The sequence below is a fragment of the Yersinia mollaretii ATCC 43969 genome (assembly GCF_013282725.1).
Taxonomy (GTDB): Bacteria; Pseudomonadota; Gammaproteobacteria; order Enterobacterales; family Enterobacteriaceae; genus Yersinia; species Yersinia mollaretii.
The window spans coordinates 1,241,418-1,258,906 of record NZ_CP054043.1 but is presented as its reverse complement, the minus strand read 5'-3'; the positions used below and the strand labels follow the sequence as shown (position 1 = coordinate 1,258,906).

Below are 17,489 nucleotides of genomic sequence, written 5' to 3'. Positions count from 1 at the left end.
TATTGGCGAATCGGTTTTTTTCTTTGCTAATCAGTACTTTTTCTTAGCGAAAATAACCCGGGCCAGAATATTCAGTAACAGGACACACAGGGTAATCAGAAGCACCCCGGCCCAAGCCAGTTGTTGCCATTCAGCAAACGGGCTCATGGCAAATTTAAAGATGGTGACCGGCAAGTTAGCAATTGGCCGAGTCAAATCGGTACTCCAGAACTGGTTGGAGAGCGATGTGAAGAGCAAGGGTGCCGTTTCGCCAGCAATACGCGCCACTGCCAACAAGATGCCAGTTAAAATACCGGAGATAGAGGCTTTCAGCGTAATGGCTGAAATCATGCGCCACTTCGGTGTTCCCAGTGCATAAGCGGCTTCACGCAGGCTATCAGGCACCAGTTTCAACATGTTCTCAGTGGTGCGGATAACAATCGGCACTTGTAACAGCGCCAGTGCAATCACCCCGGCCCAACCGGAGAAGTGCTCCATCTTGGCGACCACGATGGTGTAGACAAACAGGCCGACAACAATAGAGGGCGCTGATAACAAAATGTCATTGATAAAGCGGGTGATCTCCGCCAGCCAGGATTTACGGCCATATTCCGCCAGATAGATCCCCGCCATGATGCCCAGTGGCGTACCAATCACTGTCGCCCATAGGATTAACAACCCACTACCGGCAATCGCATTCGCCAAACCGCCCCCGGCGGTATTGGGTGGCGGTGTCATCTCAGTAAACAGCGCCAGCGACATACCATCAATGCCTTTGGTTATGGTCGAGAATAAAATCCACACTAACCAAAACAAGCCAAACGCCATTGTTGCCATTGAAAGTAATAAGGCAATGCGGTTCTTTTGACGACGCCATGCCTGCTTTTTACGGCGGGTTTCCATCAGCGTCGCGTCACTTTGCATATCCATCGTCGCCATCTTAGCGCCCCTCTTTCTTAGCCAGACGCAGAATCATTAACTTAGATAAAGCCAACACGATAAAGGTAATGACGAACAGGATCAGGCCCAACTCCATCAATGCTGCGGTGTGTAAGCCCGATTCAGCTTCGGCAAACTCATTCGCCAACGCGGAGGTAATACTGTTGCCCGGCATAAACAGCGAGAAGCTGTCGAGCTGATAGGTGTTGCCGATAATAAAGGTTACCGCCATGGTTTCCCCTAATGCACGACCCAGCCCCAACATCACGCCACCGATAACCCCATTTTTGGTATAAGGCAGCACAATGCGCCAGATCACTTCCCATGTAGTGCAGCCAATGCCGTAAGCCGACTCTTTCATCATCACCGGCGTTTGTTCAAACACATCGCGCATGACCGCTGCAATGTAAGGAATAATCATGATGGCTAAGATGATACCCGCAGCCAGAATCCCGATACCGAATGCCGGGCCAGAGAACAGCACACCCACAATGGGGATGCCGGACATCACGTTGCCGACAGGCTCTTGGAAATAGCGGGCAAAGAGGGGGGCGAAGACAAACAAGCCCCACATGCCGTAAACAATGCTGGGGATCGCCGCTAACAGTTCGATTGCCACCCCTAGCGGGCGTTTTAACCAGTTTGGTGCCAGTTCAGTTAAGAACAGGGCAATACCAAAACTGACCGGAACCGCGATCAGTAGGGCGATCACCGAGGTAACCACGGTGCCGTAAATCGGCACTAAGGCACCAAACTGTTCAGCCGGGGCATCCCACTCTTTGGTCCACAGGAAGGCCCAACCAAATTTCTCGATACTTGGCCAGGAAGCAATAATCAATGAAATGATAATGCCGCCCAACAGAAATAGGGTAATCAGCGCAGCCAGTTTAACCAGCGCACTGAAAATGATGTCACCGTATTTGCTCGGTGCTTTGATCGTCGGCTTGTTCGCAGCCATAAACTCTCTTCTCATCCTACCCCTAATACTTCAAGCTGCAGGGGTGTTGGCTGCTTTCGCTCACCCCAGTCACTTACTTGAGTAAGCTCCTGGGGATTATCTCAATTGCCGCCTACCTACAACTCGAATTATTTAGGGTATATATTGTGAATCAATATTTCATAAACCGCTTATTGCCAGTAAATCAGAAGATTGGCTTGCCACTGCTATCTTTAATTTGCGTCTTCCAAGCGGCACGGACTTGCTCAACCACGGCATCTGGCAATGTTGCGTAATCCAGTGCGTTGGCTTGTTTAGCGCCGTTTTTGTAAGCCCAATCAAAGAACTTCAGAACTTCAGTGCCGTTAGCAGCATTTTTCTGCTCTTTGTGCACCAAAATGAAGGTGGTTGAGGTAATTGGCCATACATCATCCCCTTTCTGATTGGTTAAGTCTTGAGCGAATGTTTTGCTCCAGTCTACGCCTTTAGCCGCTGCGCTAAAGCTCTGCTCAGTTGGGCTAACCGGTTTTCCATCAGCAGAAACCAGTTTGGTGTAAGCCAAGTTATTCTGTTTGGCGTAAGCGTATTCCACATAACCAATGGCACCCGGCAGACGCTGAACGAATGCGGCAATACCGTCGTTACCTTTGCCACCCAAACCGGTTGGCCAGTTAACCGTAGAACCTGCACCCACTTTCTCTTTCCAATCAGCATTCACTTTCGCCAGATAGCTAGTGAAAACGAATGAGGTGCCAGAACCGTCAGCACGACGAACCACAGCGATATTTTGATCAGGCAATTTAACGCCTGGGTTCAATTTAACGATTGCGGGGTCATTCCATTTTTTAACATTGCCCAGATAAATATCGCCCAGTGTTTTGCCGTCTAATGTCAGTTCACCGGATTTGATGCCAGGGATATTCACGGCCAACACCACACCGCCAATCACTGTTGGGAATTGGAACAAACCTTCAGCAGCCAGTTTGTCGTCTGCTAATGGCGCATCAGAGGCACCGAAATCAACCGTGTTGGCGATAATTTGTTTCACGCCACCTGAAGAACCGATCCCCTGATAGTTAACTTTGTTACCTGTTTCTTTCTGATAAGAATCTGCCCACTTGGCATACACCGGCGCGGGGAATGTCGCACCTGCACCTGTCAGGCTTGCAGCAGCGAACGCGGACACGGTTGTCATAGATAAAGTCGCTGCCACAATGCTGGCTACGGTGGTACGCATCAGTTTCATAATCCCTCCTAATGGGATATTAGAATTAACTCTAGAGTGTCTAAATTGTTTTCATCAGATTAAGTATGGTGCAGGAGAGAAAATAGGACAGTTTAATGACAGAAAAATGTACGAAATATGACAGTTATATGACAACCAAAAAAAGCAGCAATTATCGCTCTATGTCCCGAAATTTATGCAACCCGTCAGGCCGTGGGGTGACTTCCATTCAGGGATCGTTAGTGTCGCGGCTGCTATGCAGCCGCGCTCGGACTGTAGGTAAGATACATTCACAAAAGACTCAGCATAATAGACCTATAAAAAACTCAAATATAATTTAGGCTGACGGCCAGAAATTAACAAACTCTTGTGGTTCCCCCTAACAGAATCACTATTCACCAGTCATTAGTCAATTTAACAGACTCACCAACAATTGGCTTTCCATTAACCGAAAAAATAGCTATATCTCTATTCAATCCTAATGGGTGATATGCATTTGATAAATCAACAGCTTTTATTGGCTTGTTCAAAAAATTATTTTCTGTAACTAACCTTCGCTTAAATGAAGAATATATTGGAGCACCAAAAATCTTCCTTATCTCATCATAAATAAATATATGTTTTTTCTCAAACGGGATTATACGCTTATTATTAAATATAAATGTTACAGCTTTCAAATCATTAGCAATAGCTATTTTTTTAATAGCTAAAATGTCCTTTTTTATATTTTCAAAATAAGCATTATCGACATCATAAACAATACCTTTTAATTTAATCTCATCCGTACTCGGAACGTCTTCAACAAGTAAAATATTAGGCTTACAAACAATAAGTATCTCATTGTGAATATTAGGGTTCATTTCTTCTATAAATTCATTAAAATTTTCTAAAATACGAAATGATGTTTCTAAGTAAAGACCATTTGTTTGTTTACCTTTGTTTATTTTATCAACCAAAGAATAAGGTCTTTTTAATTTCCCAGTCGCTTTATTCTCCCATAAATTCCAAAAGAAATTACAAAGCAAACTTGATTTACCTGCGTGAGTAGGAAAACAAACATCAGAAAAATGCGTTCCTAGAATATTTTGATAAGGAACATCAAGAACAAGATGTGTTGGAAAAGCGCCACGTCCTTTTCCTTCAGAATAAGAAACTAAAGAACCAGACATAATATCCCACTTAGAGACTATCTTTTCAAACCTGTCCCCTACGAAAGGGGATATACATTTGTTAATCGCAAGACCCTGTTCGGATGAGATAGCATGGATAATATGAAAATTCTCATTCAACAGTCCTTTTTCCCAAGAAATTAATTGGTTTTTTTTATAAAAATCATTATCTATGCTATCCACACTATCTATGCTGCTCATACTACTCACATTTAAAAAATTGGATTAGATTATATTCTATAAAAATTTTCTTTATATTACAAAAATAGAAAAATGAACTAGAAAAAATGAAAAGGACTACAGTTATAAGTAATATTTCTAATGAAGATGGTGCATATTACCCACACTTAAAAGTGCGACCTGATGAAAAATGTTTTTATTATTAAATATTTTAAACGCCCTACAAATAAAACACTAACACCCTACAACTTATTGATATGTAATACGATACACTGGAAGTAACATTCCAGATCATTTGATAATTCACTGTAGAAACATTCCGTTTATTAGTGGTTTAATACTGACTTTTAAATTTTGACCATTACCTGGTTGAATGCCAACCCAATGTTACATTATTACTTTCTCGATATTGCCAGATTTCCGCCTGTTACAGCAGAGTCACTGCAACGGCTCCCTTATATGAAGAAAAAAAATTATGCTAAAAGAGTTAGATGCCACATTAGTGATGAAAGCAGCTAATGACGGATTGGATCGCGCCATAAAAAACTGGGCTAAAATTGAGCACCTGATGCGTAGACCATTGACTAAAGAAGAATTTATCACCCATAAATCGCCCCCCCCTCAACCCAGCGTAATAAGAAGCTCTATCCCTGGTCATCCGTTTATTGAAGAGGAAAACCCAGAAGTAGATGAATTTATAGCTTTAGCCGTAGATATGCGAAAATCATCAGCTCGCCTACGCAGTAAAGAACTTTTTCCAACCATTGAAAGCGGTATCCAGCGTGTTTATTATGAAACATCAACGTTGTTGCCAGCATTGGCACAAACAGCTCTTTTGAACAATGGTCATGTCACGGAATATCTAGGGGATGGGCTATTAATTCTATTTAAAGTGGATGCAGGAAAGCTAGATTATAGTATTAGTGATGCCTATACTGCGGCGCATAACTGTGTGCATGATACCCGTATTATAGTGAATAACTTGCTGCAAGAGCGCCTCTTGCTACCTAATCTGGATTTGGGTGCGGGGCTTTCGATTAGTCAGGCGCTTATCACTTTTGTGGGTATTCCAAACAATATGCAACCTAAAGCTATTGGACAGTGTGTTTGGGAGGCATCAAAACTGAGCTATGGAATAAATACAGTTAATATATCTCGTACACTTCGTGACTTATGGCCACCCTCACAATCTGCTTCTCTTAGATTCAGGAAAATACCTGAGACAACTAAACATCCCGTTGATGGTTTTTGTGTTTTTCCTACTGCAATTACAAATTGTTGAAGTTTTGAGTTTATGGCTGAAAACCCGGAAGTATTGATAGGGGTGTGGAACTAAAACGGGTCTGCTTACCAGTGTAATTTAGCGATTAAATTAATTTAGTGGCATCAAAAAAATAGCCCACCCTATTTAGGATGGGCTTTGATGTAGAAATTGCCTTTAGCTGAAGGAAAATGAACTATTCAACTGTAACCGATTTTGCCAAATTACGTGGCTGATCCACATCAGTGCCTTTAATTAAGGCAACGTGATAAGACAATAACTGTAGCGGCACAGTGTAGAAGATAGGAGCAATAATCTCTTCCACGTGTGGCAACTGAATGATTTTCATGCCTTCGCTATCAGTGAAACCCGCATCTTGATCGGCAAACACATATAGCAAGCCGCCACGCGCGCGCACTTCCTCGATGTTGGATTTCAGTTTTTCCAACAATTCATTGTTTGGCGCGACCACGATGACGGGCATATCAGCATCAATCAATGCCAATGGCCCGTGCTTCAATTCACCGGCTGCATAAGCTTCCGCATGAATATAGGAGATCTCTTTCAGTTTCAGTGCACCTTCCATCGCGATGGGGTATTGATCACCACGGCCAAGGAACAATGCATTGTGCTTATCAGAGAAACCTTCAGCCAGTGCTTCAATGGTTTTATCCAGAGAGAGCATTTGCTCAATACGTGCAGGTAGCGCCTGTAATGCATGAACAATCTCATGTTCCAAGCCAGCATCAGCGCCTTTCAGCTTACCAATACGGCCCACCAGCATCAGTAAAACGGTCAGTTGAGTAGTGAAGGCTTTGGTTGAAGCCACACCAATCTCAGTACCGGCTTTGGTCATTAACGCCAAATCTGATTCACGAACCAGTGAAGAACCGGCCACGTTACAAATCGCCAGAGAACCTAAATATCCTAACTCTTTTGATAAACGCAGGGCAGCTAGTGTATCGGCAGTTTCACCCGATTGAGACAAGGTGATCAGCAGGCTGTTAGGGCGCACAGCGGATTTGCGGTAACGGAATTCAGAGGCAATTTCTACATCGCAAGGCACACCCGCTAAAGACTCAAACCAATAACGCGAAACCATACCTGAGTTGTAAGAAGTCCCACAGGCAATGATTTGAATATGCTGCACATTGGCCAGCAGAGCATCGGCTTTTGGACCAAGCTCAGACAGATCAATCGCCCCATGATTTAAGCGGCCTTCCAGCGTATTTTTAATCGCCATTGGCTGTTCATAAATCTCTTTCTGCATGTAATGGCGGTAAACCCCTTTATCACCGGCATCATATTGCACTTGAGATTCGATTTCAGGGCGCTCAATTGCGTTACCCTGCTTATCAAAAATCTCAATGCTGCGGCGAGTCACTTCAACCACATCGCCCTCTTCCAAGAAGATAAAGCGACGAGTGACTGGCAGCAGGGCTAATTGGTCTGAGGCGATAAAGTTTTCGCCGACGCCACAACCAATCACCAATGGGCTACCTGAACGAGCAGCGACCAAACGGCTTGGATCACGGCTATCCATCACGACAGCACCGTAAGCACCGCGCAATTGCGGGATGACGCGCTTAACCACTTCCAGCAATGAACCGCCCTGTTTTTGCTCCCAATGCACTAGATGAGCAATAACTTCAGTATCAGTTTCAGAACTGAAACGATAACCACGGCCAATCAACAATTCACGTAAAGGCTCGTGATTTTCAATAATGCCGTTGTGAACCACGGAGATATAGTCAGAAACATGAGGGTGCGCATTCGCCTCTGATGGCTCACCATGGGTGGCCCAGCGGGTGTGGGCAATCCCAGTACCACCGTGCAAATCCTGATTCTCGGCGGCGTCAGACAGTGCCTGAACTTTGCCCACCCGACGCAAACGGGTCATGTTACCTTCAGCATCAACCACGGCTAGACCCGCAGAGTCATAGCCACGGTATTCAAGACGACGCAAACCTTCGATCAGAATCTCAGCGATATCACGTTGCGCTACTGCGCCAACTATTCCACACATCTGTTTTATTCCTATGTAAGGTTCTTTTAGAACCTTGTCGATGTCAGTGACCTGATTGATCCGGATTTTCCGGGTTCCCCGAGCCTGTAGAGTTGGGGATTATTATGTTTTGTTCTGCATTCTCAGCTTAGTAACCAGTAAACCAAAAATACAGGGCAAAACATCCCTTCAATGCAGAATAACTCACGTTGAAGGGACTGTTTTAATAACGTTATTTTTTCTTCACTGGCCGCTGCCAGCCCTGAATATGGACCTGCTTAACACGGCTGAGCACTAACTCATCTTCGGCGATGTCACGGGTAACCGTCGTCCCCGCAGCGATGGTGACACCGTTCGCGACAGTGACAGGGGCCACCAGTTGAGTATCAGACCCAACAAAGACATTATCGCCGATAATCGTTTTAAACTTATTAGCTCCATCATAGTTGCAAGTTATGGTTCCTGCGCCAATATTGACGCCAGAGCCAATGTCCGCATCACCTAAATAGGAGAGATGACCCGCTTTCGAACCTTTACCCAAACGGGTTTTCTTGATTTCAACAAAGTTGCCGACATGTGCGCCTTCCGCTAACTCAGCTCCAGGGCGCAAGCGGGCAAATGGACCAACGGTACAACCAGCATCCAAGCGGGAATCTTCCAAAACCGTGTATGGGCTGATTTCTGAATCATCACCAATGACACAGTTTTTCAGCACGCATCCCGTACCAATACGCACCCGATCACCTAAAGTGACATGACCTTCAATGATGACATTGGTATCGATTGTAATATCGCGGCCATGTGTTAATTCTCCGCGCAAATCAAAGCGCGCAGGGTCCAGTAACATAACCCCTGCTAACAACAGCTTCTCTGCTTGTTCGGACTGGAATACCCGCTCAAGAGTCGCCAATTGCAGGCGGTTATTGACACCCTCAACCTCACTCAGGCGAGTGGGGTGAACAGTAGCAATCTTCTGACCATCAGCATGAGCCAAGGCGATAATATCGGTGATATAAAACTCACCTTGGGCGTTGTTATTATCCAGCCGCGATAACCAACGTTTTAAATCACGTCCGTTAGCTACCAGTATTCCGGTGTTGATTTCATTTATCTCGCGCTGTGTATCGTTGGCATCTTTATGCTCAACAATCCCTACTACATCGCCATTTTCACGCACAATACGGCCATAGCCACTTGGGTCATCCAGCTTCACTGTCAGCAAGCCAATCCCCCCTTGCGGCTTAGCGGCTAATAGGCGTTGTAGGGTATCAACAGAGATCAACGGCACATCGCCGTATAGCATCAGTACATCTTCATCATCAGCAAAATGTGGCGCAGCCTGTTGCATCGCGTGCCCTGTACCAAGCTGTTCGGCCTGCAATACCCAGTTCAAGGATGGATCAGACAGCGTTTTTTTCAGCAACTCGCCACCATGCCCGTAAACCAAATGGACATTTTGTGCACCCAACTTCATGGCCGCATCAATAACATGCTGAACCATCGGCTTACCTGCCAATGGGTGTAACACCTTAGGAAGGTCGGAATACATACGAGTTCCCTTACCTGCGGCAAGGATGACTACACTCATTGAGCTGTTAGACATAAGCAACCTGATAACTCCAATTTAATAGACGGAAGTAAACCTGTTTGGCGAAATAATTACTACATATTTCTCAGCGAAAAATGGACTCAACCCGCATGGTTAAAGGGTTGTAGCGACTGAGCCTGTAACGAAAAAATGTGGCAAAAAGTGTCTGCGATCGGCGACGTTTTCTAACTTGTTTTTGTCAATATACATTCACTCATTTAGGCTGTTAACCACTTATTTTACGACAAGAAACAAGAGTTTTCAGAAAGAAACTCTTTTAGTTTAGCTTAGGATTCATTAAACACAGAATAGGTGATTGAGGGCAGGGGATCAGACTCTAGATGGGGGTATTCATTGCGACTTTACAAAATAAGGGTAAAAAAAATGCCAATCAGTTGGACTGACTGGCATTCTATAATCACTAACGTAATAACTTTATAAATCAATGTGGTGTCAGACATCCGCAAGGAAAATCGACAAAAACACATGATATAAAATTACATCGCTTTCCTGGTCAGCTCGATTACGCGTAATTTCGCAATCGCCTTCGCCAATTCAGCGGATGCCTGAGCATAGTCGACATCACCATGAGAGTTATTGATATGGGCTTCTGCTTTGCGCTTAGATTCCAGCGCCTTAGCTTCGTCCAAATCCTGCCCACGAATAGCAGTGTCAGCCAATACGATCACAACACTCGGTTGCACCTCAAGGATGCCGCCAGAAAGATAAATAAACTCTTCCTCACCGAACTGCTTAACGATACGTATCATGCCAGGCTTAATGGCAGTGAGCAGTGGGGCATGACCAGGGAAAATCCCCAGTTCACCTTCACTACCCGTCACCTGAATTTTTTGTACCACGCCAGAGAACATCTTCTTCTCTGCGCTCACAACATCCAGATGGTAAGTCATTGCAGCCATGTCACCCTCCAGTCAACAGCGTTACAGTTTCTTGGCTTTTTCCACTGCTTCTTCAATGGTGCCAACCATGTAGAACGCCTGTTCCGGCAGGTGGTCGTAGTCGCCGTTCATGATGCCTTTGAAACCACGAATGGTATCTTTCAGCGACACGAACTTGCCCGGTGAACCGGTAAAGACTTCTGCCACGAAGAACGGTTGAGACAGGAAGCGCTGGATTTTACGCGCACGGGATACAACCAGTTTGTCATCTTCTGACAACTCGTCCATACCCAAGATCGCGATGATATCTTTCAGTTCCTGATAACGTTGCAGAATAGACTGCACGCCACGCGCTACATCGTAGTGCTCCTGACCAACAACCAGCGGATCGAGCTGACGGCTGGTGGAGTCAAGTGGGTCAACCGCTGGGTAAATACCCAAAGAGGCGATTTGACGACTCAGAACGACGGTTGCATCCAAGTGAGCAAAGGTGGTTGCTGGTGATGGGTCAGTCAAGTCATCCGCAGGGACGTAAACGGCCTGTACGGAGGTGATTGAACCCGTCTTGGTGGAAGTAATACGTTCCTGCAACACACCCATCTCTTCTGCCAGCGTTGGCTGGTAGCCTACCGCAGATGGCATACGACCCAGCAGTGCAGAAACTTCTGTACCGGCCAAGGTATAACGATAGATGTTATCGATGAATAACAGTACGTCACGACCTTCATCACGGAATTTTTCCGCCATGGTCAGGCCGGTCAGTGCAACGCGCAGACGGTTACCTGGTGGCTCATTCATCTGGCCATAAACCAAGGATACTTTGTCCAGAACGTTGGAGTCAGTCATCTCGTGGTAGAAGTCGTTACCCTCACGAGTACGCTCGCCCACGCCAGCAAATACAGAATAACCTGAGTGCTCAATCGCAATGTTACGAATCAGCTCCATCATGTTTACTGTTTTACCTACACCCGCACCACCAAACAGACCGACTTTACCGCCCTTAGCGAACGGACAAATCAGATCCATTACCTTGATACCGGTTTCTAACAGATCTTGTGAGCTGGCAAGCTCTTCGTAAGAAGGCGCTTCGCGGTGGATTGCCCAACGCTCTTCTTCACCGATAGGACCTTTCATGTCGATTGGATCACCCAATACGTTCATGATACGGCCCAGAGTTGATTTACCAACTGGCACTTCAATTGGGTGTTCCAGGTTGATGACTTTCAACCCACGGCTCAGACCATCGGAAGAGCCCATTGCGATACAACGAACAACACCACCGCCCAGCTGTTGCTGAACTTCCAGCACAAGCTTCTGAGCTGCGCCTTCAACCTCAAGGGCGTTGTACACTTTTGGTACAGCGTCTTGGGGGAATTCGACGTCCACTACGGCGCCGATTACCTGGATAATCTTTCCAGTAGCCATCTTGAATCCTCTACGTAATACGTTTACCCGTTATATTCCAAATTGCTGGGGTGTTGGCTGCCTTCTCTCACCCTAGTTGCTTACTGTAGTAAGCGTCTAGGGATTTGCTCAGTTGCCGCCTTCCTGCAATCTGAACTATTTAGGGTAAGAACCTGGTTAAACCGCGGAGGCTCCCCCGACGATCTCGGTAAGCTCCTGAGTGATGCTGGCCTGACGAGCCTTGTTGTAAACCAACTGCAGCTCTTTGATCAGATCACCGCCGTTATCGGTGGCGGCTTTCATCGCTACCATTCGCGCGGCCTGTTCGCTGGCCAGGTTTTCAACGACGCCCTGATAAACTTGCGATTCCACATAGCGACGCAGGAGGGTATCCAGCAGGGCTTTAGGGTCGGGTTCATACAGGTAATCCCAGGATTTCTTCTTCAGCTCACCGTCTTCCGCTGGCGGAAGAGGTAGTAGCTGCATGATCCGTGGTTCCTGAGACATCGTATTGATAAACTTGTTATTCACGATATACAGTTTATCCAGACGACCTTCATCATAGGCTTGCAGCATCACTTTAACCGGCCCGATCAGTTCTGACAGAGAAGGGTTATCCCCCATGCCAGTAACCTGAGCAACAATCTTGCCGCCCACGGAACCAAAGAAAGAAGCTGCTTTTGATCCGATCAGCGCTAAATCACATTCAACGCCCTTTTCAGACCAACCTCTCATCTCAGACAACAGTCTTTTGAACAGGTTAATGTTCAAACCACCGCACAAGCCACGGTCTGTAGAAACCACCAGATACCCAACACGCTTAACGTCGCGCTCTTCCAGGTACGGATGCTTATATTCCAGATTACCTAACGCGAGGTGACCAATCACACTACGCATTGTTTCTGCATAAGGACGGCTAGCCGCCATGCGTTCCTGCGATTTACGCATTTTGGAGGCGGCGACCATCTCCATGGCTTTGGTGATCTTTTGCGTGTTTTGCACGCTGGCGATCTTGGAACGTATCTCTTTTGCGCCGGCCATTTCTGCTTCTCCTCATTGCCAGACGGCCTGCTTTCCTAATGAAAAGCAGAGCCGCATAGCGTTACCAGGACTGGGTTGCCTTAAATGTATCAAGGATGCCTTTCAGCTTGGCCTCGATCTCATCGTTATACGCGCCAGTTTGGTTGATTTGTTGCAGAAGCTCGGCGTGCTCACGGTCAGCAAATGCCAACAGTGCAGCTTCGAAGCTACCTACCTTCGCCAACTCGATATCGCCCAGATAACCACGTTCAGCTGCGAACAGAACCAGAGACTGCTGCGCAACCGACATCGGCGCATACTGTTTCTGTTTCAGAAGCTCGGTCACTTTCTGACCATGGCTCAGCTGTTTACGTGTTGCATCATCCAAATCGGATGCGAACTGGGAGAACGCAGCAAGTTCACGATACTGTGCCAGAGCGGTACGGATACCACCGGACAGTTTTTTCATGATCTTGGTTTGCGCTGCACCACCCACACGGGATACGGAGATACCTGGGTTAACCGCAGGACGAATACCGGCGTTAAACAGGCTAGATTCCAAGAAGATCTGACCATCAGTAATCGAAATTACGTTAGTCGGAACGAACGCGGAAACGTCCCCTGCTTGAGTTTCAATGATTGGCAGAGCGGTCAAAGAACCGGTTTTACCTTTCACTTCACCCTTGGTAAAGGCTTCAACGTATTCAGCGTTAACACGCGCAGCACGTTCCAGCAAACGGGAGTGAAGGTAGAATACGTCGCCAGGATAAGCTTCACGACCTGGTGGACGACGGAGCAGCAAGGAGATTTGACGATATGCAACAGCCTGTTTAGACAGGTCATCATAAATAATCAGCGCATCTTCACCGCGATCGCGGAAGTATTCACCCATGGCACAACCAGAGTACGGTGCCAAGTATTGTAATGCTGCAGATTCTGAGGCAGTAGCAACAACCACGATGGTGTTAGCCAATGCGCCATGCTCTTCCAGTTTACGCACTACGTTAGAAACGGTAGAGGCTTTCTGGCCGATAGCAACATACACACACTTGATGCCGGAATCGCGCTGATTGATGATCGCATCAATCGCCAGAGCAGTTTTACCTGTCTGACGGTCACCGATGATCAATTCACGCTGACCACGACCAATTGGAATCATGGCATCGACTGACTTATAGCCAGTCTGAACAGGCTCATCAACGGATTGACGTTCGATAACGCCAGGTGCGATAGCTTCAACAGCTGAGAAGCCGTCGTTTTCTACCGGACCTTTACCATCAATAGGTTCACCCAGAGTATTGACGACGCGACCTAACAGGCCACGACCGACTGGAACTTCCAGGATACGGCCAGTACATTTAACCTTCATGCCTTCGGCAAGATCGGCGTACGGACCCATAACGACAGCACCTACGGAGTCGCGCTCCAAGTTCAGTGCGATTGCGTAACGGTTGCCTGGCAGTGCGATCATCTCGCCCTGCATGACATCGGCCAAACCGTGTACACGAATGATCCCGTCACTGACGGAAACAATAGTACCTTCATTGTGAGCTTCGCTCACTACATTGAACTGAGCAATGCGCTGCTTGATCAGTTCGCTGATTTCGGTGGAATTCAGTTGCATATGCTCCAGTCCCCTTAAGACTGCAAGACGTCCGCCAGGCGTTCTAGACGACCGCGAACGCTGCCATCTATCACCATATCGCCTGCACGTATTACTACGCCGGCCATTACAGACTTATCAATTTTGCAATTCAGCTTAACTTTGCGTGACAGACGTTTTTCCATCGCAGCGGCAATTTTAGCCAGCTGTTCGTCATTCAGTGGACTCGCTGAGCTCACTTCAACGTCGACGGTTGACTCCAGCGAGGCACGCAGTTGAATAAACTGCTGCAACACCTCAGGAAGAACCAGTAAACGGCCATTCTCCGCCATAACTCGAATGAAGTTCTGTGCGGGTTCATCGAGCTGATCACCACAAACTGCAATAAACGTCTTAGACATTGTTTCTGGTGCTACTGCACCGGAAAGCAATTCAGCGATTTGTTCATTGCGAGTCACTTGGGCAGTAAACGCCAGCATATCTTGCCAACGCTCAACCGCTTGGTGTTCAACAGCAAAGTCAAAAGCTGCTTTGGCGTAGGGGCGAGCTACAGTTACAAATTCAGACATCAGCCCCTCCCTCCTTACAGTTCAGCGACCAGTTTATCAACGATGTCGCTGTTAGCAGCTTCATCCACGGAACGTTCGATGATCTTCTCGGCGCCAGCTATAGCCAACATCGCGACTTGCTTACGCAACTCTTCACGAGCGCGCTTACGTTCGGCGTCGATCTCTGCCTGCGCTTGCGCCACGATTTTGTTACGTTCCTGTTCAGCTTCTGCTTTAGCTTCATCAAGGATCTGAGCTTTGCGTTTACTTGCCTGCTCAATGATCACCTGTGCTTCTGCTTTAGCTTTCTTCAGTTGGTCGGTCGCATTGGCTTGCGCTAAGTCCAAATCTTTTTTGGCACGCTCTGCAGAAGAGAGACCGTCAGCAATTTCTTTTTGACGCTTCTCAATGGCAGCCATAATCGGCGGCCATATATACTTCATACAAAACAGGACAAACAGGACAAACGCGATGGCCTGGCCGAGGATTGTTGCGTTAAGATTCACAGCACAATGCCTCTTTCAAAGTTAATAGTTTGGTGTAGTTTCACAGTAGAGAAAACTCTACTTACGCGACAGCAAACATCACGTACAGGCCCAGACCAACAGCGATCATAGGGATGGCGTCAACCAGACCCATGACGATAAAGAACTGTGTACGCAGCAGAGGAATCAGGTCAGGCTGACGTGCAGCGCCTTCCAAAAATTTACCACCCAGGATGCCGATACCGATCGCAGCACCGATTGCCGCTAAACCCATCATTATAGCGGCAGCCATGTACAGCAGATCCATATTCAGGTTTTCCATGACAGTCTCCAGTTTATTTCAGTTAAAACGCAGTAGTGTTATAAGAAAATCAGTGCTCTTCGGACGCCATCGACAGATAGACAATCGTCAGAACCATGAAGATAAAGGCTTGTAACGTAATGATCAGTATGTGGAAGATAGCCCAAGGTAAACTGAGCATCCACTGTGACCACCACGGCAACAGGCCAGCAATCAGGATGAAGATCAACTCACCCGCATACATGTTGCCGAACAGTCGCAGACCGAGTGAAACCGGTTTGGACAGCAGGCTGACACCTTCCAGAATTAAGTTAACTGGAATAAATATCGGGTGATTGAACGGCTGCATCGTTAATTCTTTTACGAAGCCGCCTACACCTTTCATTTTAATGCTATAGAACAGGATCAGGATGAATACACCCAATGCCATGGACAAGGTAATGCTCACGTCAGCAGTAGGAACCACACGTAAGGCTGGTAATCCAAAGACATGCTCGCCGATGTAAGGCAGTAAATCGATTGGCAGTAAGTCCATCATGTTCATCAATAAAACCCAAACAAACACGGTCAGGGCTAATGGTGCTATGACTTTACTTTTGCCGTGGTACATATCCCGAACGCTGTTATCGACAAAACCGATAATTAACTCAACCGCTGTCTGCAATTTGCCAGGCACGCCACTGGTGGCACCCGCCGCAACTTTGCGGAATACAAACAGAAAAGCTAACCCCAGCACGACAGAGAAGAACAAAGAGTCAATGTTCAACGTCCAGAACGTTGCAGGGCCAGGTGAGTGGGGATTGACCAACTCAAAGGTACGTAGGTCCAACTGAAGGTTATTCAGATGATGTCCTATGTAGTCCCTTGGAGTAGAGATTTCTCCTGATGCAGACATGATGCCTCTTACCCTTTTGTAGTTAAATGCGATAACCGCTAAATACGATAACTGTTAAGTACGGTAGCCGCTAATCACGGCTGGTGCCAATATCTGCACAATCAACACCGCTAAATAGGTCAAGCCAAGTGGGACAAAAGCGGCTTTAAACAGCCCTAACGCCACAATCAGCAAAATTATCGTCACGATAACTTTTAACCCTTCGCCAATGGCAAACGACCACGCAACACGACCCGGAGCAGCTGTTTTTGCCTGATGGCGGCAAGCAAACAGCATAAACATGGCGCTGGGCAACCAAGCTGCCAGCCCTCCTGCCAAAGCAGAAGCACTCCATTCCAGGCTTTTAAAGCCAAAAGCAACACTGAGAACAACAAAAGTCATTAACTGCAAGAACAGCAACTTTCGTGCGATTTTCCCACTGTAAAGGGACACAGGCATGACGTTTGTTCTCTCTGAACCACACTAAGGGTATGCTGAGTGAGGTATAAAACTGCTTTTTACCCCATTGAGTCAAGCAGCAAAAAACGAGCAAATTATACGGGCCACTCAAACGAATTCAATCGATAAGTAGCGAAAAGGTGAACAATTATTTAAATTTTATTCTTTAAGGCTATTTTCACAAGAAAAGCCTCGGAATAAATATCTCATTTATTTGTCTGACGATTCCAACTATTACCAATAAAGCGTGGAATTGATCACATAACTAAAAACAAACTAACTTATATCGCATGTGGCTTCACTTTGTCTTTAACGAAAAGAGCCATTAAAAACTTTTATAAATCATAATGTTAAAATTAAAACACTATTGAACAATTTATCTACTTAGTAAAAACGTCCCATTGACATTTAAGATTATATTTTTGCAACAGTTCTGAAACATAAAAAGAGCCGTATCGCGAGTAAAGTGATGACTAAAGTTATTATTTGACCACTTTCAATTTAGTCATGCCAAATGTCATTGCTGATTTTGTAAACAACACGTGAAATATAATCGTTTCAAGCGAGAGTGAGAGAATAAATACTCACCAATAATGAAAACAATAAATCAGAT

Annotated in this window: 16 protein-coding genes; 1 reads left to right on the top strand and 15 read right to left on the bottom strand. The window is 46.2% G+C overall.

The features are described 5' to 3' along the window. Positions 1 to 30: 30 nt before the first annotated feature. The 4 genes from pstA to HRD69_RS05480 all read right to left on the bottom strand — a co-directional run bounded on the left by pstA (position 31) and on the right by HRD69_RS05480 (position 4,450). On the bottom strand, positions 31 to 918 hold the full coding sequence (pstA, locus tag HRD69_RS05495; protein WP_004875709.1) for a phosphate ABC transporter permease PstA: 888 nt from the start codon (positions 916 to 918) through the stop codon (positions 31 to 33). A 1-nt stretch (position 919) separates the two neighbouring features. Further along, on the bottom strand, positions 920 to 1,876 hold the full coding sequence (gene pstC / locus HRD69_RS05490; RefSeq protein WP_032814809.1) for a phosphate ABC transporter permease PstC: 957 nt from the start codon (positions 1,874 to 1,876) through the stop codon (positions 920 to 922). Between the two features lie 184 nt (positions 1,877 to 2,060). Then, positions 2,061 to 3,101 carry a phosphate ABC transporter substrate-binding protein PstS gene (pstS, locus tag HRD69_RS05485; RefSeq protein WP_004875711.1) on the bottom strand — a complete coding sequence of 347 codons (1,041 nt, stop codon included), beginning with the start codon at positions 3,099 to 3,101 and terminating at the stop codon, positions 2,061 to 2,063. A gap of 374 nt (positions 3,102 to 3,475) precedes the next feature. Continuing rightward, positions 3,476 to 4,450 carry a hypothetical protein gene (locus tag HRD69_RS05480; RefSeq protein ID WP_004875712.1) on the bottom strand — a complete coding sequence of 325 codons (975 nt, stop codon included), beginning with the start codon at positions 4,448 to 4,450 and terminating at the stop codon, positions 3,476 to 3,478. 454 nt (positions 4,451 to 4,904) lie between these two features. Between HRD69_RS05480 and HRD69_RS05475 the strand changes: the two genes are divergently transcribed. Beyond that, entirely contained in the window at positions 4,905 to 5,711 is an 807-nt protein-coding gene (locus HRD69_RS05475; RefSeq protein ID WP_004875713.1) for a hypothetical protein, read from the top strand. 175 nt (positions 5,712 to 5,886) lie between these two features. Here HRD69_RS05475 and glmS read toward each other — a convergent pair whose 3' ends face one another. The 11 genes from glmS to atpI form a co-directional block, all read right to left on the bottom strand. Next, the gene (gene glmS, locus HRD69_RS05470) at positions 5,887 to 7,716 is read right to left on the bottom strand and encodes a glutamine--fructose-6-phosphate transaminase (isomerizing) (RefSeq protein ID WP_050539029.1); all 1,830 of its coding nucleotides are present in this window, start codon (positions 7,714 to 7,716) and stop codon (positions 5,887 to 5,889) included. A gap of 211 nt (positions 7,717 to 7,927) precedes the next feature. Next, positions 7,928 to 9,298, bottom strand: coding sequence for a bifunctional UDP-N-acetylglucosamine diphosphorylase/glucosamine-1-phosphate N-acetyltransferase GlmU (glmU, locus tag HRD69_RS05465; protein ID WP_032814811.1), 1,371 nt, complete (start codon positions 9,296 to 9,298; stop codon positions 7,928 to 7,930). A gap of 482 nt (positions 9,299 to 9,780) precedes the next feature. Continuing rightward, the gene (locus tag HRD69_RS05460) at positions 9,781 to 10,203 is read right to left on the bottom strand and encodes a F0F1 ATP synthase subunit epsilon (RefSeq protein WP_004875717.1); all 423 of its coding nucleotides are present in this window, start codon (positions 10,201 to 10,203) and stop codon (positions 9,781 to 9,783) included. Between the two features lie 21 nt (positions 10,204 to 10,224). Then, entirely contained in the window at positions 10,225 to 11,607 is a 1,383-nt protein-coding gene (gene atpD, locus HRD69_RS05455) for a F0F1 ATP synthase subunit beta (RefSeq protein WP_032814812.1), read from the bottom strand. Between the two features lie 156 nt (positions 11,608 to 11,763). Further along, positions 11,764 to 12,627, bottom strand: a complete 864-nt coding sequence (gene atpG, locus HRD69_RS05450) for a F0F1 ATP synthase subunit gamma (RefSeq protein WP_004875719.1) — start codon at positions 12,625 to 12,627, stop codon at positions 11,764 to 11,766. Between the two features lie 61 nt (positions 12,628 to 12,688). Then, on the bottom strand, positions 12,689 to 14,230 hold the full coding sequence (gene atpA / locus HRD69_RS05445; RefSeq protein WP_004875720.1) for a F0F1 ATP synthase subunit alpha: 1,542 nt from the start codon (positions 14,228 to 14,230) through the stop codon (positions 12,689 to 12,691). Positions 14,231 to 14,244: 14 nt separating this feature from the next. Continuing rightward, complete coding sequence (atpH, locus tag HRD69_RS05440) at positions 14,245 to 14,778, bottom strand: F0F1 ATP synthase subunit delta (RefSeq protein WP_004875721.1); 534 nt, start codon at positions 14,776 to 14,778, stop codon at positions 14,245 to 14,247. 14 nt (positions 14,779 to 14,792) lie between these two features. Next, on the bottom strand, positions 14,793 to 15,263 hold the full coding sequence (atpF, locus tag HRD69_RS05435) for a F0F1 ATP synthase subunit B (RefSeq protein WP_004393038.1): 471 nt from the start codon (positions 15,261 to 15,263) through the stop codon (positions 14,793 to 14,795). A gap of 61 nt (positions 15,264 to 15,324) precedes the next feature. Continuing rightward, entirely contained in the window at positions 15,325 to 15,564 is a 240-nt protein-coding gene (gene atpE / locus HRD69_RS05430; RefSeq protein WP_004393045.1) for a F0F1 ATP synthase subunit C, read from the bottom strand. 49 nt (positions 15,565 to 15,613) lie between these two features. Beyond that, a complete protein-coding gene (atpB, locus tag HRD69_RS05425) occupies positions 15,614 to 16,438 on the bottom strand; it encodes a F0F1 ATP synthase subunit A (protein ID WP_005161179.1) in 825 nt (274 codons plus the stop codon). A 54-nt stretch (positions 16,439 to 16,492) separates the two neighbouring features. Further along, positions 16,493 to 16,876: a F0F1 ATP synthase subunit I gene (gene atpI, locus HRD69_RS05420; protein ID WP_032814815.1), complete on the bottom strand. Its 384-nt coding sequence runs from the start codon at positions 16,874 to 16,876 to the stop codon at positions 16,493 to 16,495. Positions 16,877 to 17,489: the final 613 nt, after the last annotated feature.